Genomic DNA, 25,910 nt, shown 5'->3' with positions numbered 1-25,910 from the left:
ACCGGGGTGTCTGGAATCGCATCAATCGATGCGCGGCTTGGGGGTGTAGACCGTGTCGACGACAGCGTTTTCGGCGAAGAACTTCTGCTGCGCGTCGCCCCAATCCCGAGCGATGAGCCCGATGCGGAAGAGGTTCAACGACGGCAGCCGGTCGGCGTGGCGCGCCGCGATGTCCGGTTTGAAGGACCTGTAACCCTCCTCGGCGATGATCTCCTGCGCCTCGTCGGTGAAGAGATATTCGAGATAGGCCTTGGCGAGCGGCAGGCTGTTGTTCCTGGTGGTGTTGCGGTCCACCCAGGCGACCACCGGCTCGGCGAGAATGCTGATCGACGGATAGACGATCTCCAGCGCTCCTCTGGATTCGGCCACCTCGCGCAACGCCTCGTTCTCCCAGGCGATGTGGACGTCGCCCTTCTTCTCGACCGCGAACGCCACGCCGGCGGCGCGTGCCGCGGGCACCAGAAACGGCGTGTGATCGAACAGCGTCTTGAGAAAGGCGCGGGCGTCGGCCTCGCTGCCACCGCGTGAGATCACCGATCCCCAGGCGGCGAGGACCGTCAGCTTGCCGTTGCCGGAGGTCTTGGGATCGGGCGTGATCACCTCGATGCTGCCGCGGACCAGATCCGGCCAGTCGGCGACGGCGCGCGGATTGCCCTTGCGCACCACGAAGACGAGGGTCGAGTAGTAGGGCTGCGCCCCGTTCGGAAGCCGCTCGCGCCAGTTCGCGTCGATCAGGCCGCGTTTGACGATGCCCTCGAGATCGGACGGCAGTCCGAGCGTGACGACGTCGGCGGCTGCCGCTCCGGACGCCACTTGCCGGGCCTGGTAGGACGACCCACCGTGTGATCGACGGACCGCCACCGGCTCGCCGCTCTGCCGTGTGAAATCGGCGGCGAAGGTCTTGTCGATCTTCTCATAGAGCTCCCGCGTCGGGTCGTAGGAGACATTGAGGATGTGATGCGGCGTATAGCCTTCGACATTCTTGGCGGCGATGAGCCCGATCGCGGCGATGCTCGCAACGACGGCGCCGACACTCAGCCATTTGTTCCCCATGTCGCCGTCTCCTGGTCTCGCTCGCAATCGAGTGCCCCTGGCAAGGAAGATTCGAAACCGCCGGCAAATCCCCGTCGCTTCGGGTCGCAACGGCACACCCAAAGGCGCCGCCGGTTTCGACGGCGCGCGACCGGGTCTGCCGCTCGAAGTCCGCGCCGAGGATCTGGAACGCGCACCGACGCATCAGGAGCATCGCAGTACGTCAGAGAAAACGGATGATGCCGGAGGGTAAGGCCGTGTCCGAAGATCCGTCCCTGTTCGACATCACCGTCCGCCGTGCATGAACACCGTGAACCAGAGAAGAAAAGACAGTGCACAGACAACGGACAGACCATCGATCAGTGCCACGGCAAGACGACGAGGCGGTATGCGCGCGAGACGCTCCAACAAGAAATCGACATGCTGTGGAGTGGTCTCTCCACCTCTGGCAAGGTTGCTGGACTGGCGATCGATGGTCGTCACGTCGGCCTCATGGAGTTCATCCAGAGGACATGGTATCAGCGACTCAAAATCGATCAATTCTATATATTTCTTGAAATTGGAACGCGCGGGATGGTTTTGAGCCGTCCGAGTTATAAATTTCCGCGAAGACTCGGCGACTGCGTCCGGTCGGCGGGCATCCGGGTGTTCCGGGGCGACGGGCACCCGGGAGAGATTCCTTGCCTCGCATCGACGGTTGCGGATCGCTCACCGGTCGTGCTTCCGCCTCACGTGTGGGGTTCGTTTGACGAAGCGCCCTCGGTGTCCGTTCGGGCCGACCCGCCCACGGAGACCGTGCCTCTCGTGGTAGCGGATTCCGGCGATCTGTCGGCGCGACCGCGAGGCACCGATCGCCGGCGGCCTCCTCTGCGACGGATATCTCGACGTGGCGCGGCGCTTCCGGGTGGCGCCGCACCACGATCGCCGCCATCCCCGGGGCGCCTGAAATCGCCTCGCGAGCCGGCCCGGCACCTCAGATCACGTCGGGATCGAGGAAGATCGGCGTCCCGTCGTCGAAGCGCGACAGGCGGAACGGTGTCGGGTCGACGATCGGCGCGGTGCCGCGCACGAGATCGGCGGCGAGGCGGCCGGCGCCGGGGCCGATGCCGAAACCGTGGCCGCAGAAACCGGTGGCGATCGTCAGCCCGGCGACCGTCGCGACGGTCGAGATCACCGGGACGCCGTCGGGCGTGGCGTCGATTCGGCCGGCCCAGGCTTCGGCGGGCGCGACGCCGGCGACCTCCGGCCGGTTGCGCTTGAAGGCGGCGAGCGCCTTGCGGATCACCGCCGGATCGGGCGCCGGATCCGACACCCGCTCCTCCTCGAAGGCCGAGACGCGATCGAGCGGGCGCGGCCACCAGCGGGCGAGATCGACGAAGAAACGCGTGCCGAACCGCAGCTTGATCGCCCGGAACTCGCGCAGCAACCCGGGCAGGAACGGCCTCAGGAAACGGAAGGCGTCGACGACGACGTCGGAACTCTCGTCGCCGCGCAGCGTCAGGGTGAAGCCGCCGTCGAGGCGGCGCCGGAGGCAGAACTCCTGCGACATCAGCGCGCCCGAGATCAGCTCGGGGGCCGGGGTGGTGCGGATGACGGTCGAGCGCAGATTGAGCTGCGGCAGACGGATGCCATTGCGGCGCAGCAGTTGCGACGACCACGCGCCGCCCGCCACCAACACCTTCGACGTGGCGATCCGCCCCCGTTCGGTGACCACGCCGGTGACGTTCCCTGCGTCGATCTCGATGCCGCGCACGGCGGTCTCCTGGTGGAGGCCGACACCGGCGGCGCGGGCCAGCGCGGCGATCGCCGGCACCGCGACCGCGGGCTCGGCGCGGCCGTCGGTCGGGGTGCGGAGCCCGCCGATCCACGGAGCGCCGCGGCTCGGAAACGCGGCCTCGGCCTCGTCGGCGGAGAGGTCTTCGACGACGATGCCGCCGGCCCGGCCGCGCACCGCCCAGCGCCGCCAGCGCGCCAGTTCGTCGGGCGAACGGGTGAGGCTGACGAGCCCGGTGCGGCGGAAGCCGAGGTCGACCGGGCTCTCGGCCTGGAGGCGGTCCCAGATCGCCAGACTCTCGACGATCAGCGGGATCTCGCGGCGATCGCGCCCCTGCTGTCGCACCCAGCCCCAGTTCCGGCTCGATTGCTCGGCGGCAACCCAGCCCTTTTCGACCAGCGCCACCGAAAGTCCGGCACGGGCGAGTTCGAGAGCGGCGGTGACGCCGATGATGCCTGCGCCGATCACCACCACGTCGGCGCGGGCCGGCAGGATCTCGTCGGAGGGAATGCGATCGAAGGTATGGGGCATCGGAGGACTCCGGGCGATCAGGGCGTTTCGGGGATGGGTTCCAGCCACAGGCGGTCCTCGACCCCGCCGAAGCCGCCGACCGTCGGGCCGGGATCGGTACATCGGGCGCCGGGCGAGGTCAGGGCGATCTCGCCGTCATGGCCGAAACGGTCGAAGCTCGGGGCGGCACTCGGTGGGGGGCTGTCATGATCTCACATCTCCGAGATGGCGGTTCGGCTCATGGGGCGGGCTCGTCCGTGCCGCGCTCGAGGGGCCGAACGCGGGGAAACGCCTCGGCGTTCAGCCGAACAGGACTTCCGGGCCGACCAGATAGGGATCGAGCGAAGAATCGACGGCGATCTTCAGCGCGCTGTTGAAGATGTTGTTGACGATCATCAGCGCGCCGAAGGTGGTGAGATCGACGATCTCGGCGTCGCCGAACTGCGCCTTCAGGCGCGCGAACAGCTCGTCCGAGACGCCGTTTGGCGACAGCGCCAGCTGTCGGCCGTAATCGGTGATCGTCTGCGCGCGCTCGTCGAGCACCAGTGCGTCGGGGTTCTCGCCCCAGCCGATGATCGCCCGGCGCATGAACAGGGAACAGAGCTCGCAGCGGTTGGCGCGCGAGATGGCGTTGCAGAACAGCACGGCCTCGCGCTCGGTGAGGAACGGCTTGACCTTGGCGAACAGCGCGTACCATTCGAGCACGGCGTGCAAGGCCTCCGGCGAATGCAGCAGCGTCGCCTTCATGTTGCTGATCGCATGGGTCTTCTCGGTTTCCCGCCACAGCGCGAGCTGCTCGGGCGTGGCGGTCTCGGGGGTGATCTGGGGGATGCGGGCCATGACGCGTGCCTTTCGTGTCTGAAGCGGCCGGCGGTCGGAGCCGTCGGGCCGCGGGGGAGGAGCAGGGGCTCAGGCTCGGATCCGGTCGAGCGCGAGCTTGGCGATGAGGATGCCGCCCCAGGCGACCGAGGCGGCGTGTTGGCTGGCGCCGAGCAGGTTGAGGCCCGAGGCCGAGATCTGCAGCGTCAGGATGGCGGCGACCGTCGCCCACACCGCCCCGCGACCGCCCTTCGGATCGACCCCGCCGAGCACCGCGGCGAGCAGCGTCACCAGGAGGTAGCTGTCGCCATAGCCCATGCGCGCCGAGTTGAACCGCGACAGCATGACGAGGCCGGCCAGCGCCGAAAGGATCCCGGACAGGGTGTAGACCGTGAGATGGACGCGGGCGACGTCGACGCCGGAATAGAGGCTGGCCTGGGCGTTGTGGCCGACGGCGGAGAGACGACGGCCGAACGGGGCGCGATGGACCAACAGCGCCACCAGGGCGGTGGCCGCGAGGAACACCAGGGTCATCAGCGGCAGGCCGAAGACGGTCCGGTCGGCCGCGGCGGCGACGAAGTCCGGCAGGCCGGTGACGGCGCTGCCGTTGGTCACCAGAATGCCGACGCCGCTCGCGACCATCAGCCCGCCGAGCGAAGCGACCACCGGATCGATTCGGGCATGGGCGACGAGGGCGCCGATCAGGGCACCGCAACCACCGCCGACGGCGAGGCCGAAGGCGAGCGCCAGAGGCGCGACCAGGCCGTCGCCGCCGAGCCGCGCGAAGGCGAGGGCGGTGGCCACCGCCGACAGGTTGGCGATGGCGACGATCGCCAGATTGATGCCGCCGGCCATCATCGGCAGCGCCATGGCGAGGACCAGCAGTCCGAGTTCGGGGACCTGATGGGCGACCGAGCGCAACAGGCCCGTCGCATCGCCGAAGCCGAAGGCGGTGAATGCGGCCACCGCGAGGGCGGCGGCGCCGGCGAGCGCGAAGCGGCGCCGTGAGCCGTCGGTCCGGGATCCGATCGCGTCGGTCATGACGCCCCCACCGGTATCGCCGCGCGTCGGCGTCCGCGCAGGAAGGGGGCCACCGCGACGATCAGCACGGTGCCGGTGACCGCCTGATGCCAATAGGGCGACAGGCCGCTCAACACCAGCACATTGCCGATGAGGGCGATGAAGAGCACGCCGAGAAGAGTGCCGCCGACCGAACCGCGTCCGCCGGCGAGGCTGGCGCCCCCGAGGATGGTCGCCGCGACCACGTCGAGCTCGCGCCCGATCAGCGATCCCGGCGTCACCGCCTGCAGCAATTGCGCCTGGGCGAGCCCGGCGATTCCCGACAGGAAGCCGAGCCAGCCATAGGCGAAGGCCGCGACGGCGACACCGCCGACGCCCTGCCGCAGCGCCGCCTCGCGATTGCCCCCGGCGGCCCGTAGGGTCAGCCCCCAGTGGGTTCGCCCGAGGACCAGCGTCGCGGCGGTCGCGACCGCGAGCAGCAGCACCTGCAGCGAGACCGGCAGCCCGAACACTCGGAAGACCGCCGCGTCGGAAAACCAGACGGGAAAGTCGTAGAGCATCTCGCCCCGCGACAGTAACGCCAGCCCGCCGCCGTAGACGTTGAGGAGGGCGATGGTGGTGATGATCGGTGGCGCCCGGAGCCAGGTGACGACGGCGGCGTTGACCAGGCCGAGGGCGAGGCCGATGCCGCCGGAGATCAGGATCGCCGACGCCCAGCCGAGGTCCCCGCGGGTGAACAGCAGGGCGAGCCCGAACTGGGCGATCGAGGCGACGGCGGTGAAGGAGATGTCGAGTTCGCCGGCGATCAGAACCATCAGCAGGCCGAGGGCGAACAGCCCGGCGATGCCGGCCGAAGTGACGACGTCGAGGAGGTTGTCGGTCGAGGCGAAACCGGGCACGAACAGGCCGCCGCCGACCAGCAGCAGGGCCATGCCGGCGCCGAGGCGACGAATTGCGCGGGTTTCGGGGCGCGACTCAGCCATGAACGGAGGCCTCCAGAGTCTGGAGCGGCACGGCGCCGCCGGCGGTGGGGATGGCGCGGGCGACCCGGCCGGCGGTCATCACGTGGACCCGATGGCAGATCGACCACACCTCCTCGACCTCGTTGGAGATCAGCAACACCGCGATGCCGCGGGACGCCGCGGCGCGAACGAGGTCGTAGATGAGGCCCCGGGCGGCGACGTCGACGCCGACCGTCGGTCCGTCGAGGATCAACACCGCGGGATCGGTGGCGAGCCATTTGGCCAACACCACCCGCTGCTGATTGCCGCCCGAGAGCCGGGCGACCGGGGCGGCGACGTCGGCCACCCGGATCTGAAGTTGGCCGACCAGACGGCGGACGAGGTCGTCCCGACGCCGGCGGTCGACGAGGCCGAGGCGATCGGTCAGGCGGTCGAGGCTGGCGAGGGCGACGTTGTCGCGGACGCTTGCCGGCAAGACCAGACCTTGCGCCAGCCGGTCTTCGGGCACCAGGGCGAGGCCCGCCGCCACGGCATCGCGATCGGAGCGGAAGCGGCGCGCGCGACCGGCGACGCGGATCTCGCCGGCATCGGGCCGGGCGAGGCCGAACAGCACCTCGGCGAGTTCGGTCTTGCCGGCGCCGAGCAGGCCGGTGAGGCCGACGATCTCGCCCGCGCGGACGGTGAGATCGACCTCGGCGAAGGCACCCGCCCGGCCGAGCCCGACGGCTTCGAGGGCGATCGCGTCGCCGGGTGGCGGCAGAACGAGTTGGGTCGCGGCGGGTGAGGCCGCTCCGGTCATCGCCTCGTGCAGCGCCGCCGCGGTGAGTTCGTCGCGGGCGAAGGTGCGGACCACGGCGCCGTCGCGCAACACGAAGACCTCGTCGGCGATCGCCGCGACCTCGGCGTAGCGATGGCTGATGAACAGAATGGCGACCCCCCGTCGCTTGAGATCGGCGACGACCGCGAACAGCCGTTGCACCTCGGCGTGGGTCAACGAGGCGGTCGGCTCGTCGAGCACCAGGAAGCGGGCGTCGTGGGCCAGCGCCCGGGCGATGGCGACGAGTTGGCGGTCGGCGATCGGGAGCCCACCGACTTCCGCTTCGGGATCGAGGTCGGCACCGACCAGGGCGAGCGCGTCCCGCGCCCGGGCGTGGGTCGGACGGCGGCGGACGAGACGCCAGGGCGTGGCCACCGCGTCGCCGAAGGTCACGTTCTCGGCCACCGTCAGATTGGGAAACAGCGCGAAGTCCTGGAAGATCACTTCGATCCCGGCGCGTTTCATGGCGGCGGGATCGAGCCGATGCGCCTCCCGCCCGTCGACGACGATGCGCCCGCCGTCTGCGGCGAGCACGCCGGCGAGGATCTTGATCACCGTGCTCTTGCCGGCGCCGTTGAGACCGGAGAGGGCCGCGACCCGTCCGCCCTCCAGGCGCAGCGAGACGCCGGTGAGCACGGCGTTGCCCTGGAAGGCCTTGACCAGATCCTCGACGACGAGGCTCGAAACTGCTGCCATGATCACCATCCGCGAGCGCGGCACTGTCATCGATCGAGGCGCAAGGCCCCGGCTCCTCGCGACGAGACGTGCCCCGTCGCCGGACGGCTCGAGGGGAGACCCGGGGGCCTCCCCTCGCACCGACGGCGATCGGCGTCACGATCGTCAGAAGTCGAACTGGTCGACGTTCTCCTTGGTGAAGGTGCGGGTCGCCTTGAAGCGCACCACGTGCTGCGCCGCCTCGACCGTGCCCTTGCCGAGGCCGGGCAGTTCGATCCCGGTCTCGATCGGCTGCTTGTCGATCACCTTCTTGGCGAGAGCGACCAGTCCGAAGCCGGCGTCGGAGGGATCCCACAGGAAGCCCTCGCTGATCTGATCCTTCTTGAGATAGGGCGCCGCCTGCTTGGGCAGGACGTTGCCGACGTTGGTGATCTCCTTCGTCGTCTTGTTCTGCCGTTCGAGGGCGCGGGCGAAGCCGATCGGGCCTTGGCTGCCGAAGGCGACGAAGCCCTTGAGATCGGGATGGGCGCGCAGGATCTCCTGCGAGGTCTTGTAGCTGTCGTCGAGACTCTCGCCGACCGGATAGCGATCGGCGACCGGCTTCAGGTCGGGGTACTTGGCCTTCAGGAAGGCGAGGCCGATGTCGGCCCACTCGTTGTGCAGCGGCACCGTCAGCGAGCCGACCACCAGCGCGAACTTGCCCTTGCCGCCGGTGGCGTCGGCGAGCTTCTGGAACACCGCGGTGGCGAATTCGCGGTTGTCGATGGTCTCGAGGTCCCAGCTCGAGCCGGCCTGACCGGGCGACTCGTGGGTGACGACGACGATGCCGGCGTCCTGCGCCCGCTTCAGCACCGGCGCCAGAACCTTGGCGTCGTTGGGAACCACGGCGATGGCATCGACCTTCTTGGCGATCAGATCCTCGATCAGCTTGACCTGTTGCGCCGGATCGGCGGCGGTCGGCCCGACCTGATAGGCGTTGACGCCGAGCTGGTCGCCGGCCCGCTTCACGCCCGCTTCGAAGCGGTTGAACCACGGGATGCCGGTGATCTTGACGACCACCGCGATCTCCGGCTTGGCCCCGGCGGCCGACACCGCCGACGGGACGCCGAGGAACGCGAGACCGGCGACGCCGGCCGCGGCGAAGAGCGATTTCAGTCGGAGAGTCATGTCGGCAATCCTTTCTCGAGGGCTCGCTCGGTCGACGAGCGCGGGGCAGGGGGAGGGGACTTGCGTTCGGCGAGGCGCCGATGGGCGCGGCGCCAGGCCTCGGGCTCGTGCGGCTCGTAGGGGGTCGGCGCGGTCGATGCGGCGACGAGGCGGCGGCCGCTCTCGAAATCGGCGACGGCCCCGCGGGCGACCAGCTGGGCGAGGAAGTTGCCGATCACCGTCGCTTCGACCGGACCGGCGACGACGCGCCGTCCGGTGGCGTCGGCGATCGCCTGGACGAGCGTCGGAATGCCGGCGCCGCCACCGACGACGTGGATCACCGCGACCGGGTCGCCCGTCAGGCGTTCGATCGCCACGATGGTGTCGACATAGGAGAGAGCGAGGCTGTCGTAGATCGCCCGGGCGATCTCGCCGAGGGTGGTGGGCGCCGGCTCGCCGCGCTGCCCGAACCACGCGGCGATCGCCGCGATCATGTCGTCGGGATCACGGAACAGCGGATCGTCGGCGTCGAAGACGAAGGCGAGCGGGTGGCTCGCGGCCGCGGCCTTCTCGAAGGTGGCGAAGTCGAAATCGGGGTCGGTGATCGTCAGGCGCCGCCGCACCTCCTGGGCGAGCCACAGACCGGCCTGGATCTTGTGATGGACGGTGCGACCGGCGACCCCGCATTCGTTGGTGAAGTTGAGATCGCGAGAGAGATCGGAGAGATCGGGCGCCGCTCGTTCGCGCCCGACCAGCGACCAAGTGCCGAGGCTGATGAAGGCCGCCGATGCGCCCTCCTCGTAGGGGATGGCGGCGGCGGCCGAGGCGGTGTCGTGGCTGGCGGCGGCGACGACGGCGACGGGGACCGTGAAGCCGAGCCGTCGCGCTTCGTCGGCGGCGAGCGGGCCGATCACCGTGCCGCTCTCGACGATCGGCGCGAACAGGCGCCGCGGCAGGCCGAAGGCCTCGATGACGCGGGAGTCCCAATCGCGGGTGCGCGGGTCGACCAACTGGGTGGTCGAGGCGATCGAGATCTCGCTGAAGCGGCGGCCGGACAGGAGACGGCCGAGATGATCCGGGATCAGCGCGAGCGCGTCGGCGACGTCGAAGAGCCAGGGCTGATCGCGCCGGTCGGCCAGGAGCTGGAACAGGGTGTTGATCTCGATCTCCATGCTGCCGGTGCGGCGATAGAGGTCGGCCTTGGAGAGGGTGGCGTAGGCAGTGGCGGGGACGCCCCGCGTTCGCGGATCGCGCATGTGGCGCGGCCCGGCGATCACCGCGCCGGTCGTGTCGACCAGGACATAGTCGACGCCGAAACTGGCGATCGAGAGGGTCGCCGGCCCGTCGAGCCGCGGCGCGAGGCCGGCGAGCGCGGCGCCGAGCCCCGACCACAGCCGCAGAACGTCCCAGTACCAGCGTGCGCCGACCTGCACCGGACCGTTCTCGAAAGCTGCGACCGTTTCGATGGTCAGGCGGCCGTCGGCGCCGAGTTCGCCCAGATGCAGCCGCAGGCCGGAACTGCCGAGATCGATCGAGATCAGGTTGCGTGCCGACGGCATGTGCGATCTTCGTGTCGGGTCGAAAGGACGGGGAAGGGCGTCGGTGGGGCCGGGCGGAGCGAGCGCGATCCGTTGCCTTCCCAAGACGATAGAGGGTGCCCGGCGTGGCGACGAGGAACCGGGTTCTGGCTTCGGCCCGCGGTCGACAAAATATACGATCAAAAAGATCGATGTTATAGATTATAGAGCGGGCGCTCGATGTCCGGCGGGCGGCACCCTCGGTCGGGTGTCGGCGCCCGCCGGCGCGCGGGGGCGAGCGGCCATGGAGCGTGCCGCATCCGCCGCGGCCTCAGAACCGGTAGGAGTAGCCGGCCGACGCCTCGTATTGCTCCATCGACAGGTCGATTCGCTGGCCGCCGAAGGCCGCCGGCGACACGCCGACGACATGGTGCCGCGGCACCCATCCGAGGGCCAGATCGAAGCCGGAATTTCCGGTCAGGCGCCAGGAGAGGCCGGTGGACAGGTGGTCGGTGACCACCGCCGGGGCGAGGATGTTCAGGAGCACGTCGCGGGAGCTGATCGGATCGGTGTTGTGCGAATAGCCGGCCCGCAGCGTGAGGTCGGTGGTCGCCCGCCACGAGACGCCGAGCGCGACGACGTCGACGTCGCGCCAGCCGAAGCCCGAGCCGCCGGAGGCGCCGAACGGGGTTCCGGCGAGGAAGGCCAGCGACGAATTGCCCACCGCCGGCACCGCCGAATAGAAGATGTGGTGGTAGTCGGCGAGGAGAGTCACGCTCGGTGTGACGTCGAAGGCGATTCCCGCGGCCACCGAACCGGGGATGTCGAAGGACCCGCGATCGGCGAACAGCCCGTCGTATTTCTCGAAGCGGGTCGACCAGATCGGCGTCTGGCCGCTGAGCCCGAAGCGCAGGCCGGGGCGCAGCGTCCACTGCAGACCGCCGCGGAACCCTCCGCCATAGGCGTAATCGTCGCGTCCGCTGGTCAGATTGCCGGTCGCCGAGTAGCCGGCGAAGGCGCCGAGGCCTTCGGCGCGGAACTTCTGGACCGCGAACACCGGGGCGATGCCGATCGACAGGTCGGACGACAGGCGCCGCGCATAGCCGACGGTGACGAGCAGTTGTTGCAGGTCGACGCCGGCTCTGCCGCCGAGGAACAGGCCGCTGCCGCCGCCGTTGGCGACCGCCGGCCAGGTGGTGTTCATGCCGCCGTTGCCGTAGAGCGCGACGCCCCAGGCCGACTGCCCGTCGATCTGACGCGAATAGGCGACGTTCGGCAGCGCGAACCAGTCGTTGCGGCTGGTGGTCGTGCCGGTGGCGACGAAGCCGCCGCCCGTCACCTCGACCTGCCGCCGCGGCGAAAACAGCGTGAAGGCGGTATTGATCTGATTGCCGACGTCGACCAGCCCGGCCGGGTTCACGGCGAGCGAGGTGGCGTCTTCCGGATGAGCCACGCCGGCGCCCGCCTGGCCCTTCTGAACGGTGCCGTATCCGGTCTGAAAATAGCCTTCCGTCGCTGCGGCCGGGCCGGCGACGGCTAGGGTCGCGGCGAGACAGGCGAGCATTGGCCCGCGTCGTCCGAACGAGGCACGCATGTGACGGTCTCCCCCTCAACCGTGTTGCGGGCCCCCCGGGCCCCGGACCGCGCCGACCCGCCCTTGCCCACCCCCCGGTGGAGGCGGTCGTCGTCGATCGCCTCACAGTGACGGGGCGAGCGGTGGCTTTGAAGGTCTGCGGTTGCGTCGGGGAGCCCCCGCGAAAACTTTCGATCCCCGCGCAGCGGAGGCGATACAAAATCATTCGGTCGACGCGCCCCGAGGGTCAGGACGGGTCGTCGGCGACCGGCGCCGGCGGCGTCTTCGTGGCGCCGCGCGACCACAGCCGATGCAGCGCCATCCCGACCAGCATGGCGGCGACGAAGGCGAAGGCCTTCGGGTCGGCGCGGCCGAGCGCGGTCAGGGCCGGCCCCGGGCACAAGCCGACGAGGCCCCAGCCGACGCCGAACAGGGCGCTGCCGGCGACCAGCGGCAGGTCGATGCGGCGGCCGGGCGCGGGGATCCGACCACGGACCAGTCGGAACGGCAGAAACGCGGCCGCCATCGCGCCGCCCATCACCAACGCCAAAGACGGGTCCCAGGCTCCGGCGACGTCGAGGAAGTTCAGGACCTTGCTCGGCGCGACCATGCCCGACAGGCAGAGGCCGATCCCGAACACCACACCGACGAGCAGCGCGAACCGAGGTTTCATCCCGCCCCCCCGTCAGATCGCGTGGCGCAGGACGAAGACCGTCGCCATCGCCGCCACCACGAAGGTGACGACGGCAACGAGCGAGCGTGGCGACAATCGCGCCAGACCGCAGACGCCGTGACCGCTGGTGCAACCCGAGCCGAGGCGGGTACCGAAGCCGACCAACAGCCCTCCGGCGATCACCGCCGCCCAGCCGGCATCGATGCGCAGGGCCGGAAGCGGGGCGACGAGGCCGAACAGCACGGGCGAGAGGATCAGCCCGGCGACCAGCGCCGCCCGACCGAGGCGGTCGGCGTCGGGTTCGGCGAGGCCGGCGACGATGCCGCTGACGCCGAGGATCCGGCCGGCCCGCAGCGCCAGGGCGCCGGCGGCAAGGCCGATGATCACGCCGCCGAACAGCGACGACCAAGGCGTGAAGGTCTGCCAGTCGATGGTCATGGATCTCGTCCTCGGTACCGGCGATCGTGTCGGGAACCCGCGTTCGGGCCCGATCGGACCCTCGCATCGATCGTTCCGGGATGCACCCCCGGCTCGCCGCCCGAAGGCCGCGAGCGGCTCAGATGACGTAGTCCGGGCCGTCGATCGAGGGCTCCATGGTGAGGCCCGGCAGGCTGGTGTGCGTCTTGCCGACCACGCGGGCGGGGATGCCGACCACCGACGTGTAGGGCGGGACGGGATCGACCACGACGCTCCCGGCTCCGACCTTGGCCCCGACGCCGACCTCGATGTTGCCGAGGATCTTGGCGCCGGCGCCGATCAGAACGCCGCGCCGGATCTTCGGGTGGCGATCGCCCGCCTCTTTGCCGGTGCCGCCGAGGGTGACGTTCTGGAGGATCGAGACGTCGTCCTCGACCACCGCCGTCTCGCCGATCACCAGGCCGGAGCCGTGATCGAGCATGATGCCGCGCCCCATGCGGGCCGCCGGATGGATGTCGACGCCGAGGACCTCCGAGATCCGGCTCTGCAGATGGCGGGCGAGGTGAATGCGGCGATGGTGCCACAGCCAATGGGCGATCCGCTGGCCCTGCAGCGCGAGAAAGCCCTTGAAATAGAGAAACGGCGTCAGAATTTCGGCGTTGCTCGGATCGCGCTCGCGGATCGCGCGGAGATCGGCGGCGGCGGCGGCGATGATGTCGGGCTCGTTGATCAGCGCCTGGACGACCACCGCCTGCAACTCGTCGACGTCGATGTCGTGGTCGGCGAGCTTCAGGGCGATGCGGTGGCCGAGCGCCTGCGCGAAGCTGCCGTGATAGAGCACCGCCGAATTCATCGCGCGGGCGAGCGCCGGGTCGGCGGCGCTGGCGGCGACGGCCTCGCCGCAGAGGTCGCGCCAGATCGCCGCGGCCCCTTCCGAGGGGACGAAGTCGCCGCTCAGCAGGCCGAAGTCGGCCGTGTGGCTCCGCATGCCGCTCCTCCCTCGGACGATCCTCTGCCGCCGTGCGCTTCTCGAGACCAGGGTTATCCGGCGACCGGCCCGACCGAAAGGCATCGGACACCAAGCCCGAGGTCTCGAAGGAAAAGCCGTGCTCGAAATCGCCGGGTGGGCGCAGGTCGGCGACCCCGAAGACGCGACCGGCCCGGTCCCCCCGGCAAGGGGCGACCGGGCCGGTCGAAGTCGTCGGTCGTCGGCGTCACGCGCCGGCGCGGATCCGGCGGACCGCGCCGATCAGCGCGTCGATGTCGTCATGGGTGTTGTAGACCGCGAAGGACGGCCGCACCGAGCTCTCCAACCCGAAGCGGCGGAGGATCGGTTGGGCGCAATGGTGGCCGGAGCGCACCGCGATGCCGTCGCGGGCGAGCCGCTTGCCGACCTCTTCGGTCTTGAGCCCGTCCATCACGAAGGAGACGACGCCGGCCCGTTCGCGCGGATCGCCGACGATCTTCACCCCCGAGACCGTCTTCAACTGCCGCACGCAGTCCTCGATCAGCGCATGTTCGTGCGCCGCCACCGCCGGCAGGCCGAGGCGCGACAGCCAGGCGAGCGCCGCGCCGAGCCCGACCGCGTCGGCGATGTTGCCCGTGCCCGCTTCGAACAGGAAGGGCGGCGGCTGGTAGCGAATCGTCTCGAAGGTGACGTCGGCGATCATGTTGCCGCCGCTCTGGTAGGGCGGCATCTCGGCGAGGATCGCCGTCTTGCCCCACAGCACGCCGATCCCGGTCGGGCCGAACACCTTGTGGCCGGAGAAGACGAACCAGTCGGCGTCGAGGGCGACGACGTCGGTCGGCATGTGCGAGACCGATTGCGCCCCGTCGACCAGCACCTTGGCGCCGGCGGCATGGGCCATGGCGACGAGGAGCGCGGCCGGCGTCACCGTGCCGAGCGCGTTCGACACCTGGGTGAGCGAGACGAGCTTGGTCCGCGGTCCGAGGAGTGCCGCGTAAGCCTCGACGATCACGTCGCCCCGGTCGTCGACCGGCGCGACCTTCAACGTCGCCCCGACCGATTTGGCCAGGCGGTGCCAGGGCACGATGTTGGCGTGATGCTCGAGCCAGGTGATCAGGATCTCGTCGCCGGGGCCGATGTTGGCGCGGCCCCAGGTCTCGGCGACCAGATTGATCGCCTCGGTGGCGCCGCGGACGAAGACCACCTCGTCGCTCGATCCGGCATTGAGGAAGGATCGGACCTCCTCGCGCGCCGCCTCGTAGGCATCGGTCGCCCGCGCCGCCAGCGTGTGGGCGGCGCGATGGATGTTGGAATTCTCGTGCTCATAGAAATACACGAGCCGGTCGATCACCGCCTTCGGCTTCTGGGTGGTGGCGGCGTTGTCGAGCCAGACCAGCGGCTTGCCCTCGACCCGTTCGGACAGGATCGGGAACTCCCGGCGCACGAGGCGCGGATCGAAACCGGTGCCGGGCATCGCCTTCGCCGCCGGAGCGGGGGCCGCGCCGCCGCCGAGCGCCACGGCCCGCGGGCCGCTGCGGGGTTCGGGCAGCGGCTTCAGGAAATAGGGCTCGCTCGACTGCCCGAGGCTCGGGGTCGTACCGCCGCCGGTCGGCAGCGTCGCCCCACGGGCGGGGGCGGGGCCGGCGATCAGCGCCTTCAGTTCCTCTTCGTTCGGCAGCGACCGATCGAGCGCCGGGATCGGCTTCGGCACGAAGGCCGGCCGCGCCGCCGAGAAGCCGGCGACGTAGAGCCCCGGTTCCGCCGACCGGCTCTGCTCGGCGATCGAGCCGAGATTGACGTCCGGGGTGAGCGACAGCGTGGCGAAGGGCGCCGGCGGCGACACCGTCGGCACGACATGGGTGGCGACCGGCGTCGCCGGAGCGGGCGCCGAGGGCGGGGCGAAGCCCGGCCCGGCCATGGCCGGCGGGGGTGGCGGCGAGGCCGCCGGCGACGCCGGTCCGGCACCGTTCGGGAGTGCCCGGAAGAAGGCGTTGGCCATCTCCTGCAGCGCGCCCGCGTCCGGCAGACCGGGGAAGGCCGGCGGTTCGGGGGGGACGTTCGAAGCCGGATCAGGCATAGGCGTGGAACTTCGTGACGTCGACGTCCTCGAGAACGGCGACGGCGTCGTCGGTCAGGATGGCGAGCGAGCAATAGAGCGACACCAGATAGCTGGCGATCGCCTTGTCGTTGATGCCCATGAAGCGCACCGACAGGCCCATCGACTGCTCACCCGGCAGGTTCGGCTGGAACAGACCGATCACGCCCTGGCGCGACTGTCCGACCCGCATCAGGAGGATCGACGACTTGCCGTCGATCACCGGCACCTTGTTCGACGGCACGATCGGGATGCCGCGCCAGGTCAGGAACGGCGAGCCGAACATGGTGATCGTCGCCGGCGGCACGCCGCGGCGGGTGCATTCGCGACCGAAGGCGGCGATGGTGTCGGGATGGGCGAGGAAGAAGCCCGGTTCCTTCCAGCACTTGGCGATCAGGCTGTCCATCGCGTCGGGGGTCGGCAGGCCGTTGTTGCTGCGGATCCGCTGCGACGGGACGACGTTGCTGAGCAGACCATATTCTTCGGAATTGATCAGCTGGCTCTCCTGCTGCTCCTTGATCACTTCGATCGACAGGCGCAACTGCTCGCCGATCTGGCTGTGCGGCGAGGAATAGAGGTCGGAGACGCGGGTGTGGACTTCGACCACGGTGTTGACCGCGCAGAGCATGTACTCGCGCGGATTCGGCTCGTAGTCGACGAAGGTCTGGGGCAGCTGGCGCTCGTCACGGCCCGAGCAGCCGACCGCCACGCGGTCTTCGTTCTTGACCTTGTTGACCCGCAGAATGCCGGCTTCGACCGGCATCCATTCCAGGCAATGCACCAACCAGCGCGGGCTGACCGAGGTCATCTGCGGCACGGTCTTGGTGGCGTTGGCGAGTTGGCGGGCGGCGACGTCGCCGAGCGAGGTGAACTGGACGGGCGTATCGGTCATCGGGAAGGCCTCTGGAATATTGGCGCGCAGATGGATGGTTGCGCATGTCGCCAATTATATGGAAGCCGAATCTGAATTCAATGGCGTCTATAGAAAACCATTTCCCACAATAGCCGTAAGTATGGAATGTCGTTCTTTCCTCTTTGATCTGATCCTCCGCGATATTGGTCTGTCCGACTATGATAGCGCCCGCTTCGATCATGGCGGCATGGTCTCCGACAACCTCCGCCAGAGCCATTCTCACGCACGCGATTACGCGTCCGGGAGACGGCCCGGCGCCCGATCCGCCGCCAGGGTGTGAATCGGCTTGGGGTCTGCAGGCCGATCGGCGTTCCAAGGCGTTGATTTCATTTAAAGTAGTGGGGTCAACTGGCGACGCCGAATCACAATCGCCATCGCCATCGCCATCGCCATCGCCCTGCGTCCCTTCGGCACCACCGGCCTGCTGCCGACCTTCATCACCGACGACCGGACCCACATGCGCGCCGCCGGCAAAGCCGCCGCCGCCGCCGTCGCCACCCCCGGCAGCGGCGTCCTCGGCGTCCATTTCGAAGGCCCCTTCATCAGCCCGAAGCGCAAGGGCTGTCACGACGGCAGCGCCATCCGCCATCCCGATGCCGCCGATCTCGACGCTCTCACCGATCTCTGCGCCCGCCTCGCCGGCGACGGCGGTCGCCTCCTGTTGACCCTCGCCCCCGAGGAGGTCGCCGATTCGGCGATCGCCCGCCTCGCCGCGGCCGGTGTGGTGGTCGCCGTCGGCCATACCGCGGCGAACTACGAGCGCATCGGCGAAGCGCTCGCCCACAGCGTGCGCGGCTTCACCCACCTCGGCAATGCCATGCCACCGATCGTCAACCGCGACCCCGGAGCGGTCATTGCCGGTCTCGACGCGGCCGAGGCCTGGTGCGGCGTCATCGCCGACGGCATCCACATCCATCCCGGGCTGCTGCGGGTGATGCACGCCGCCAAGCGCCCCGGTAAGCTGTTGCTGGTCACCGACGCGATGCCGCCGGTCGGCACCGATGCGAAGAGCTTCCAGCTCTACGGCGCCACCATCCATCGCCGCGACGGCCGTCTGGTCACCGATGCCGGCGTTCTCGCCGGTGCCGACATCGACATGATCGGATCGGTGCGCAACTGCCTGCGCTTCCTCGGCGTGTCGCTGGAGGAGGCCCTGCGCATGGCCTCGCTCAATGCCGCGGCCTATCTGCGCCTCGACGATCGCCTCGGCCGCCTCGCGCCGGGATTTGACGCCGACCTGGTCCTGCTCGACCCCGATCTGGCGGTGCTCGCGACCTGGATCGCCGGCGAGGCGCTGTGGAATCGCGCCTGAGAGGCTTAGCTTGGCTACTTTGAACTGTCAGGAGCCGGCCGTCGAGAGATTTCCACTTCGTTCATGTCTTCGATTTTGCCCGAGGTTGTGGCTCGGCTCCGAAGGGTGACACTGCCGTCAAGTGAGTCCAAGACATTGAACTAACATCATATTCTTGCAATTGAGGGGGGTTACGATTGGCGCCGATCGTGACCCCTCACCAATAGATGAATTCGCAGCCTTCCCAATGCATTACCGAGATCCATGGTGGGATCATTCGTTGGAGCCGATTCACAATTTCGACGATCTGGCGCCGTCGGGCGATGAGATCGGCCAGCATCATCGATGATCTGATCGAGGCGGTCCCGATCGGCGGAGTTCAGGATGATGCTGACGGTCTGGGCCATGGCCAGAGACTCGCACATCTCAAGAGCCTGTGAATCTCCTGTCTGGATCATTGCACTAGTTTGAAATGCCTTCTGATTAAAGCGAAGGCGTTGGGTCATAATCGGCGCTGATCGTGACCCCACTCAGTTCTGGCAATTCGACTTGAAATCAATCAGTCGGCGCATTGTGGGGGAGCTACCCCTGTGAGGTGGTCCATAGGTAGTGATTTATTAGATGAGCAATCGGAACGAGTTCTGATCTTTTTGGTCAGGCTCCCATCGTTCGGATGATGCTCATTGAACCTGACGAGCGACGCGCAGACGGGCTGGCTGAACCCGGGTTCAAACCTATTCTTCTAAGAAAAGACGGTGTTTTCGTCAGCAACATTGATCCGTGACGGAAAATCGTCCTTTTTAAAAGTCAATATATGTGTGCTTCGATGCGCCGTTTTGTCTCGAAATGGCTCTTTTAGACGCGATTCGTACTGGGGTTGAACTCTGAAAAAAATGCTCCTAGCCTATTGACAGGTCGGCGGAGGCATCTCGTCTCCGCGATCTCATCGGCCTCCGTGCGGTCTGCAACCGTCGGATGACACCTCGGATCGGCTCATTTCACCCCAATGGCGCCTGGCGAAGGCGTTTCTGGGAACGGGATTGGTTTGCCCGGAGGCCAGCAGAAGGAGAAGTCGCAATGAATGTCGAAGTTCGTCGTCGCCGGCAGCGGCCGGTGCCCCTACCCGTGTCGGCCGAGCACGTCGCATCAGAAGCCGAAAACCTTGCCACCCTGCTCCGCACCCAGAAGCTCGTCGTGGAATATGTCCCGATCGGGGAACTGACACCCGCACCGCGTGCGATCCGGGGGGCAAGTGAGAAGCAGATCCACCTGCTGATGGGGCGGATGAAGGAGCAGGGCTTCCTGATCCCGGCCCTCGTCGACGAGGCCGGTCGGCTGATCGACGGTAACGCTCGGATCGAGGCGGCTCGGCGGATCGGCTTGACCGAGGTTCCCGTCATCCGGCTCCGCCATCTGAGCGACGTCCAGAAGCGCGCCCTCACCATCGCGATCCACAAGCTTCCCGAGCTTCGGGAGTGGGATGCCGAGGCCTTCCGGGTGGAGCTCATCGAGCTGATCGAGATCGATCCCGACATCCTCGACCTCACCGGCTTCGAGATCGCCGAGATCGAGATCATCACCGACGGTCCGCCGGAGAAGAAGCCGAAGGCCGATCCGGCCGATGTTCTTCCGGACATGACCGGCGTGTCGGTGGTGACCCGGCTCGGTGATGTCTGGGATCTCGGCAACCATCGGATCGCCTGTGGTAGCGCTCTCGAGCCGATCGTCTACCAGATCCTGCTCGGGAGCGCCGGTGTCCAGATGGTCTTCACCGACCCGCCCTACAACGTGAAGGTCGATGGCCACGTCGGCGGCCTCGGTAAGGTCAAGCATCGCGAGTTCGCGATGGCCTCCGGCGAGATGAGTCGACCCGAGTTCGTGACCTTTCTGAAGACCGCGTTCGAGCGGATGGCCGAAGTCGTCGTCGACGGCGCGATCCTCTTCACCTGCATCGACTGGGCGCACCTGGCCGAGATGCTCGAGGCAGGTCACGCCGTCTTCGACGAACTGAAGAACATCGTGGTCTGGGCGAAGACCAACGGCGGCATGGGGTCCCTCTACCGGTCGCAGCACGAGTTGATCCCGGTGTGGAAAAAGGGCACCGCCAGCCACGTCAACAACATCCAGCTCGGCGCCCACGGCCGGTACCGCACCAACGTCTGGACCTATGCGGGGGCCAACACCTTCCGCCGCGGCCGGATGGAGGATCTGGCGTCGCATCCGACGGTCAAGCCCTGCGCCCTGGTGATGGACGCGATCAAGGACTGCTCGAAGCCCGGCGGCCTCGTCCTCGATCCCTTCGGCGGCAGCGGCACCACACTGATCGCCGCCGAGAAGACCCGCCGCCACGCCCGATTGATCGAGCTCGACCGGGCTTACGTCGACCTGACGATCCGCCGTTGGGAGAAGCTCACCAGCCGCGCTGCCGTCCATGCCGAAACCGGCCTGACGTTCGCCGAGACCGCCGCCGCGCGCGCGGCTTCCTCGGCGTCCCCTGCCACCAATTCCACCACCCGAAGCGAGGAGACCTCCCATGGCGAATGACGACGACACCCACGGCACCGACCACCCCGGCGACTACGACGTCGGCTACGGTCGGCCGCCCGTCCACACGCGCTTCCAACCCGGCCGGTCCGGCAATCCCCGCGGGCGGCCCCCACGGGCCGCTCCGCAGGCGCAGGATCTCGCCGGCACCGTCGCCGAGCTTCTCGACGAGCCGATCGAACTGATGCGCGGCGGTCGGCCGGTCCGCATGCAGGTCAAGCGAGCGATCGCGCAACAACTCGTCAACCGCGCAGTCAAAGGTGACCTCAAAGCCTTCGACCTCCTCGACAAGATTCTCGGACGGTCGCGCGGCCGGGCAGAGGATCAGATCCGCCTCGACCGCGGCGGCGATCTCTCAGAGATCGATGAGGCGGTGATCGAACGGGCCCTGCGTCGCCGGTCCGACACGCCCGGCGGCTCCGACGGCGAGGGAGGAATGCTGCAATGACCGATCGTCGTCGCCTCCTGCAGGCGATCCTGCGCACCGACCTCACCGCCTTCGTCGAGCGTTGCTTCGTCGAACTCGAACCGGTGACGCCCTATCGGCCGAACTGGCACATCGCCGCGATCACCCACCAGCTCGAACGGGTGGCGCGCGGCGAGTGCCGGCGCCTGATCGTCAACGTGCCGCCCCGCTCCATGAAGTCGATCACCGTCTCGATCGGCTTTACGGCGTGGATGCTGGGCAAGCTCCCTCACACGCGCATCATGGCGATCTCCTATGCTGCCGACTTGGCCCAGAAGCTCGGCGCCGACACCCGCAAGATCCTCGAGAGCCCCTGGTTCTCGCAGACCTTTCCCGACTTCCGGATCGCTCGCGCGACCCGGGAGGAGGTCGCCACCACGGCCAACGGCTATCGTCTCGCCGGATCGGTCGGCGGTCCGATTCTCGGCCGCGGCGCCGACCTCATCGTGGTCGACGACCCGATCAACGGCTTGCTGGCGGCGCTGTCGCAGGCCGAGCGGCGGCGGGTCGCCGAGTTCTACGACAACACCCTCTATGGCCGTCTCAACGACAAGACCACCGGCGCGATCGTCATCGTCATGCAGCGCCTGCACGAGGACGATCTCGTCGGCCACGTCCTGGCCAAAGACGACTGGGAGGTGCTGTCGTTGCCGGCCGTTGCCGTCGAAGACGCCGAGTATCGGCTGGGGGATCTGCCGCATCAGGTTCATCGTCGACGAGCCGGCGATCTCCTCCACCCCGATCGCGAGCCGATCGAGGTCCTGGAAGCGCTGCGTCGGACTTTTGGGACTTTAAACTTCTCGGCCCAGTACCAGCAGACGCCGATCCCGGCCGAGGGGAACACCGTCCGTCGCGAGTGGTTCTGCCACTACGACGAACGGCCCCCGGCGTTCGAGCGGACGATCTGTTCGTGGGACACGGCCTCGACCACCGAGGAGACCTCCGACTGGTCGGTCGGCACGGTCTGGGGGGCGATCGGCGAGACCTACTACCTCCTCGACGTCGTCCGCGGTCGGTGGCAGGTGCCGGATCTGCGCCGGCAGATCGTCGCCCTCCACCGCGACCATCGGGCCGATGCCACGGTGATCGAGGAAACCGATCTCGGGCGCGCCATCGCCCAGGATCTGCGCCGCACCGCCGAGCTCCTTCCGCTCCTCCGGCCCCCGAGGTTCGACAAGCTGGCCCGGCTTCTCGCCCAGTCGGCACGGTTCGAGGCGGGGCAAGTGTGGCTTCCCCGGGCGGCTCCATGGCTCGGCGACTACGTCGCCGAACTCCTCGCGTTCCCCGCCGGCAAGCACGACGATCAAGTCGACAGCACCAGTCAGGCGCTGCACTACCTGACCGCCGTCTCGCCCAAGGATCGCGAGCGGCCGCAGAGCCGGCCGCGACCGCAGGGGCGGCCGAGGCGATAGCCTGAAAGGCCCAACATGACGACCAACGCATCTCACCGACGAGAACGGACGAGATGAAGGCGGCGGGTGATCCCGCCGTCTTTGACGTATTTTGCCGCCCGTCAGGCGATCGTCCCGCCGCCGTCGACGTAGGTGACGCTGCCGGTCAGATAGGGATTGGCGATGCCGGCGACGATCTGGAGCGCGACGTGCTCCGGCCGGCCGGCAATGCCCGCCGGAAGGCCCGCGGCGATTCGCTCGACGAGGGCGGCGTGCTCGGCCGGCGACTTCGCGCCCCACAGCGGCGTGTCGACGAAGCCCGGCGACACCGCGTTGACCCGGACCGGTGCGAACTCCAGCGCCAACCCGCGGGCGAGCGCCTCGAGCGCCGCATTGATCGCCCCCTGGATCGCCGCCCCCTTCTTCGGACGCACCGCGAGATAGCCGGTGACGAAGGTCAGCGAGCCGCCGTCGCGGATGCGGGCGGCCCGGGCGATCCGGTAGGCGCCCCAGAACTTCGAGTTCATCGAGGCATAGGCATCGGCGAGCGGCAACTCGCGCACCGCCGCGGCGCGGGTGGCGGCCGCCGAGACGACGACGTCGTCCCAGGTCTCGGCCGCGAGCCGCTCCGCGACTGCCGCCTCGTCACGGGTGTCGAGGGCAAAGCCGCGCGCCCCGCCGCCGATCGCGGCGACCGCGGCGGCGATCTTCTCCTCGTCGCGCGAGGCGATGGTGACGGCGGCGCCGAGCGCCCGAGCGGCGTGGGCGACGCCGAGGCCGATGCCGGAGGAGCCGCCGACGACGAGAATGCGCCGGTCTTTCAGATCGAACATGGGATGTCTCCGTGGGTCGGGGGGGTCAGAAGGTGGGGACGTCGTCGGCGTCGAGCGCGAAGCGGGCGATCTCGTCCTTGCGCAGGAAGGCGACGCCCTCGTGGGCCCGGGCATGGGCTAGGAAGGTGTCGAGCGCCTTCACCTTGGCCGGCTGACCGGCGATGCGGTCGTGGGTCGAGATCGACATCATCCGCCGCCGCCGTCCGGCCTCGGCATAGAGGACGTCGAACTCGTCCTTCAGGTCCTGGGCGAAGCCGGCCGCGGTCATCGCGGGACTGTCGAAGCGGACGATGTCGTTGGCGCGGTGGGTGTAGGGCACCGCGACGAAGGGCCCGCCGTCGACGGTCAGGCGGATCGGCTCGTCGCGGGAGAGATCGTCGATGTGGTAGAGGAAGCCGAGGTCTTTCAGGATCGACAGGGTGCGCGGCGTCTGGCGCATCCAGAAGGCGTTGAAGCCGACCGGCCGCACCCCGGTCGCCCGCTCGATCGCGGCGATGTTGGCGGCGTAGGAGGCGCGCTCCTCGGCCTCTGTCATCGAATATTGCGGCGTCCAGGTCTGGCCGTGCGCCGCCGCCTCGTGGCCGCGGGCGACGATCTCGCGGGCGAGGTCGGGCCGGAGGTCGACGGCGGCGCCGACCATGTGGCTGGTCACCTTCACCCCGTGCCGGTCCCAGAGATCGAGGAGGCGAGGGATCCCCTCGTTCATGCCATAGGCGTACCAGGTCGGGGTGATGGTGTCGGGATGGGCGGGGTCGAGCGGCGGGAACGGTCCCTCGGCGCGCGGCCCCTGGGCGCCCGCCTCGAACTGCATCGAGATCGAGACGACGAGACGAATGTCGTTCGGCCAGAACATGGGCCTTCTCCTGGGGTTCGGGGTCACTTGGCGATGCGGCCGAGCTGGGTGAGGAGCGTCAGATTGTCCTCGAGGTGCCAGTTCTCGGCGATCCGGCCGTTCTCGACGCGGTAGACGTCGACGGCGCGGAAATCGATCGCCCGGCCGTCGCCGACGAGGTCCTGGAAACGGCCGGAGAAATGCCCGGTGAAGCGCAGGCGGACGACGGCACGGTCGTCGGCGACGATCAGGTCGTCGATCACCGCTGCGAGATCGGGGACCGCGGCGCGGAAGGCGGCCGAGGCGGCGATCGGTCCGGCGACGCCTTGGGGCCGCCCTTCCGGCAGAGTGCGGTCGACGAAATTCTCGGCGAGCGCGCTGCGGGCCAGGACCGGATCGCCAGTGTTCCAGAAGGCGGCGTAGGTGCGGGCGGCGGTGGCGACCGCGGCAGGACCGCGCAGGGTCGAGGCGGCGGGCTTCGGCAGTTCGACGGCGTCGGCCGACGGTGCGGCGAGGACGACGGAAAGGCCGAGGCCGGCGAGGACGGCGGTACGACGGAGGATGGTCATCGGGTTCTCCCTTGCCCGTGGGCGACGGAGAGACGATCATCCTTTCTCGTGGTGCGCGGTAGCCGGCGCATCGGACATAGATCCTTGCCGAAACGGAAACGATGCCGATGGACCGCCTGCGCGAGATCGAGACCTTCGTCCGCATCGTCGAGACCGGCAGCCTGTCGGCGGCGGCCCGCGCCCTCGGCCGCTCGGTGCCGATGGTCAGCAAGGAACTCGCCCGGCTCGAGCGCCGGCTCGGGGCGCGGCTGATCGCCCGCACCTCGCGCCGTCAGGCACCGACCCCGGAGGGCTCACGCTTCCACGCCGACGCCCTGAGGATCCTCGCCGATCTTGGCGAGGCGGAAGCCGCGGCCGGCGGCGCGGCCCGTGCCATGGCCGGGCCCTTGCGCATCACCGCGCCGATCGCCTTCGCCCGCCGCTTCGTCGCACCTGTATTGGCGCGCCTCGCCGCCGCCCACCCGGATCTGCGTCCGCATCTCCATCCGACCGATACGATCGTCGATCTGATCGGCGAAAACATCGATCTCGCCTTCCGCTACGGCGTTGCCGGCGGACCGGGGTTGGTGGTGCGGCGCCTTGCCGCCAACCACCGGATCGTCGCCGCGGCGCCGGCCCATCTCGCCGACGTCACGCCGCCCCGCGCACCGGAGGATCTGGCGTCGCGGCGGATGCTGACGATCGGGACGGGAACCGGCCGCAATCGGGCCTTCGTCGGCCCGGGCGGCGAGCAGCGGACGGTCCATCTCGAGCCGCATCTCTCCTCGACCAGCGGCGAGGTGATCCACGACTGGGCGCTGGCCGGCCTCGGCTTCGAGATCCGCTCCTGGCTCGACGTCGCCGAAGACCTCGCCAGCGGCCGCCTCGTCCGGGTGATGCCCGACTGGCACATCCCTGGTGCCGACCTCCATGCGGTCTTCCCCGCCCGCCGTCACATCCCGGAGCGGGTCCGGCGGGTTCTCGACGAGGTGACGCGCGGACTTCCCGGCGAGGACGGGTGATGGCCGAACCCCGCGACGGGGTCACGGCCCTGCGGTTGGACGGTCGCTCGTCTCGCGGGCGAGAAGGACCGCC

Annotated in this window: 23 protein-coding genes; 5 read left to right on the top strand and 18 right to left on the bottom strand. The window is 69.0% G+C overall.

The annotated features are described in order from the left end of the window. Window positions 1–21 precede the first annotated feature (21 nt). The 15 genes from EYW49_RS15940 to EYW49_RS15870 form a co-directional block, all read right to left on the bottom strand. Entirely contained in the window at window positions 22–1,149 is a 1,128-nt protein-coding gene (locus EYW49_RS15940) for a sulfate ABC transporter substrate-binding protein (RefSeq protein WP_228259641.1), read from the bottom strand. A gap of 168 nt (window positions 1,150–1,317) precedes the next feature. After that, window positions 1,318–1,515, bottom strand: coding sequence for a hypothetical protein (locus EYW49_RS15935; RefSeq protein WP_131310613.1), 198 nt, complete (start codon window positions 1,513–1,515; stop codon window positions 1,318–1,320). 490 nt (window positions 1,516–2,005) lie between these two features. Then, on the bottom strand, window positions 2,006–3,337 hold the full coding sequence (locus EYW49_RS15930; protein ID WP_228259638.1) for an NAD(P)/FAD-dependent oxidoreductase: 1,332 nt from the start codon (window positions 3,335–3,337) through the stop codon (window positions 2,006–2,008). Between the two features lie 279 nt (window positions 3,338–3,616). Next, a complete protein-coding gene (locus EYW49_RS15925; protein ID WP_131310610.1) occupies window positions 3,617–4,156 on the bottom strand; it encodes a carboxymuconolactone decarboxylase family protein in 540 nt (179 codons plus the stop codon). Window positions 4,157–4,225: 69 nt separating this feature from the next. Next, complete coding sequence (locus EYW49_RS15920; RefSeq protein ID WP_131310609.1) at window positions 4,226–5,176, bottom strand: ABC transporter permease; 951 nt, start codon at window positions 5,174–5,176, stop codon at window positions 4,226–4,228. Further along, window positions 5,173–6,138, bottom strand: a complete 966-nt coding sequence (locus EYW49_RS15915; RefSeq protein ID WP_131310607.1) for an ABC transporter permease — start codon at window positions 6,136–6,138, stop codon at window positions 5,173–5,175. The genes EYW49_RS15920 and EYW49_RS15915 overlap by 4 nt, the downstream gene beginning before the upstream one ends. Next, window positions 6,131–7,630, bottom strand: coding sequence for a sugar ABC transporter ATP-binding protein (locus EYW49_RS15910; protein WP_165498288.1), 1,500 nt, complete (start codon window positions 7,628–7,630; stop codon window positions 6,131–6,133). Before EYW49_RS15910 ends, EYW49_RS15915 begins: the two co-directional genes overlap by 8 nt. Window positions 7,631–7,774: 144 nt before the next feature. Beyond that, on the bottom strand, window positions 7,775–8,776 hold the full coding sequence (locus tag EYW49_RS15905; RefSeq protein ID WP_131310603.1) for a substrate-binding domain-containing protein: 1,002 nt from the start codon (window positions 8,774–8,776) through the stop codon (window positions 7,775–7,777). Then, the gene (locus tag EYW49_RS15900; protein ID WP_131310601.1) at window positions 8,773–10,314 is read right to left on the bottom strand and encodes a rhamnulokinase; all 1,542 of its coding nucleotides are present in this window, start codon (window positions 10,312–10,314) and stop codon (window positions 8,773–8,775) included. The genes EYW49_RS15905 and EYW49_RS15900 overlap by 4 nt, the downstream gene beginning before the upstream one ends. 289 nt (window positions 10,315–10,603) lie before the next feature. Next, window positions 10,604–11,866, bottom strand: coding sequence for an OmpP1/FadL family transporter (locus tag EYW49_RS15895; protein ID WP_228259637.1), 1,263 nt, complete (start codon window positions 11,864–11,866; stop codon window positions 10,604–10,606). Window positions 11,867–12,092: 226 nt separating this feature from the next. Further along, a complete protein-coding gene (locus EYW49_RS15890) occupies window positions 12,093–12,518 on the bottom strand; it encodes a DUF6691 family protein (RefSeq protein WP_131310599.1) in 426 nt (141 codons plus the stop codon). Between the two features lie 12 nt (window positions 12,519–12,530). Further along, window positions 12,531–12,956 carry a YeeE/YedE family protein gene (locus EYW49_RS15885; protein WP_131310597.1) on the bottom strand — a complete coding sequence of 142 codons (426 nt, stop codon included), beginning with the start codon at window positions 12,954–12,956 and terminating at the stop codon, window positions 12,531–12,533. 118 nt (window positions 12,957–13,074) lie between these two features. Beyond that, entirely contained in the window at window positions 13,075–13,923 is an 849-nt protein-coding gene (gene cysE, locus EYW49_RS15880) for a serine O-acetyltransferase (RefSeq protein ID WP_131310595.1), read from the bottom strand. Between the two features lie 226 nt (window positions 13,924–14,149). Continuing rightward, entirely contained in the window at window positions 14,150–15,979 is a 1,830-nt protein-coding gene (locus EYW49_RS15875) for a cysteine desulfurase (RefSeq protein WP_131310593.1), read from the bottom strand. Continuing rightward, window positions 15,972–16,889 (bottom strand): family 2A encapsulin nanocompartment shell protein, encoded by a 918-nt coding sequence (locus EYW49_RS15870; RefSeq protein WP_131310591.1) that lies wholly within the window; start codon window positions 16,887–16,889, stop codon window positions 15,972–15,974. Before EYW49_RS15870 ends, EYW49_RS15875 begins: the two co-directional genes overlap by 8 nt. A 382-nt stretch (window positions 16,890–17,271) precedes the next feature. Here EYW49_RS15870 and nagA point away from each other — a divergent pair, with 382 nt between their 5' ends. The 4 genes from nagA to terL all read left to right on the top strand — a co-directional run bounded on the left by nagA (window position 17,272) and on the right by terL (window position 22,623). Then, window positions 17,272–18,222, top strand: coding sequence for an N-acetylglucosamine-6-phosphate deacetylase (gene nagA, locus EYW49_RS15865; protein ID WP_131310589.1), 951 nt, complete (start codon window positions 17,272–17,274; stop codon window positions 18,220–18,222). Window positions 18,223–19,176: 954 nt separating this feature from the next. Continuing rightward, window positions 19,177–20,745: a site-specific DNA-methyltransferase gene (locus tag EYW49_RS15860; protein ID WP_131310587.1), complete on the top strand. Its 1,569-nt coding sequence runs from the start codon at window positions 19,177–19,179 to the stop codon at window positions 20,743–20,745. Next, window positions 20,735–21,193 carry a DUF5681 domain-containing protein gene (locus tag EYW49_RS15855; RefSeq protein WP_131310585.1) on the top strand — a complete coding sequence of 153 codons (459 nt, stop codon included), beginning with the start codon at window positions 20,735–20,737 and terminating at the stop codon, window positions 21,191–21,193. Before EYW49_RS15860 ends, EYW49_RS15855 begins: the two co-directional genes overlap by 11 nt. Then, window positions 21,190–22,623, top strand: coding sequence for a phage terminase large subunit (terL, locus tag EYW49_RS15850; protein ID WP_131310583.1), 1,434 nt, complete (start codon window positions 21,190–21,192; stop codon window positions 22,621–22,623). Before EYW49_RS15855 ends, terL begins: the two co-directional genes overlap by 4 nt. 101 nt (window positions 22,624–22,724) lie before the next feature. Here the strand turns inward: terL and EYW49_RS15845 are convergent, their stop codons facing one another. The 3 genes from EYW49_RS15845 to EYW49_RS15835 are packed head-to-tail and all read right to left on the bottom strand — an operon-like array spanning window position 22,725 to window position 24,836. Beyond that, complete coding sequence (locus EYW49_RS15845; protein WP_131310582.1) at window positions 22,725–23,435, bottom strand: SDR family oxidoreductase; 711 nt, start codon at window positions 23,433–23,435, stop codon at window positions 22,725–22,727. Window positions 23,436–23,460: 25 nt separating this feature from the next. Next, the gene (locus EYW49_RS15840; RefSeq protein WP_131310580.1) at window positions 23,461–24,288 is read right to left on the bottom strand and encodes a polysaccharide deacetylase family protein; all 828 of its coding nucleotides are present in this window, start codon (window positions 24,286–24,288) and stop codon (window positions 23,461–23,463) included. A 23-nt stretch (window positions 24,289–24,311) separates the two neighbouring features. Beyond that, window positions 24,312–24,836 carry an ester cyclase gene (locus EYW49_RS15835; RefSeq protein WP_131310578.1) on the bottom strand — a complete coding sequence of 175 codons (525 nt, stop codon included), beginning with the start codon at window positions 24,834–24,836 and terminating at the stop codon, window positions 24,312–24,314. 101 nt (window positions 24,837–24,937) lie between these two features. On the opposite strand from EYW49_RS15835, the gene EYW49_RS15830 reads away from it, so the two are divergent. Further along, complete coding sequence (locus tag EYW49_RS15830) at window positions 24,938–25,837, top strand: LysR family transcriptional regulator (protein WP_131310576.1); 900 nt, start codon at window positions 24,938–24,940, stop codon at window positions 25,835–25,837. Window positions 25,838–25,910 lie beyond the last annotated feature (73 nt).

Source organism: Siculibacillus lacustris (assembly GCF_004328075.1).
GTDB classification, from domain to species: Bacteria; Pseudomonadota; Alphaproteobacteria; order Rhizobiales; family Ancalomicrobiaceae; genus Siculibacillus; species Siculibacillus lacustris.
The sequence above is the reverse complement of the archived record's forward strand: the minus strand, read 5'-3'. Positions and strand labels throughout refer to the sequence as shown.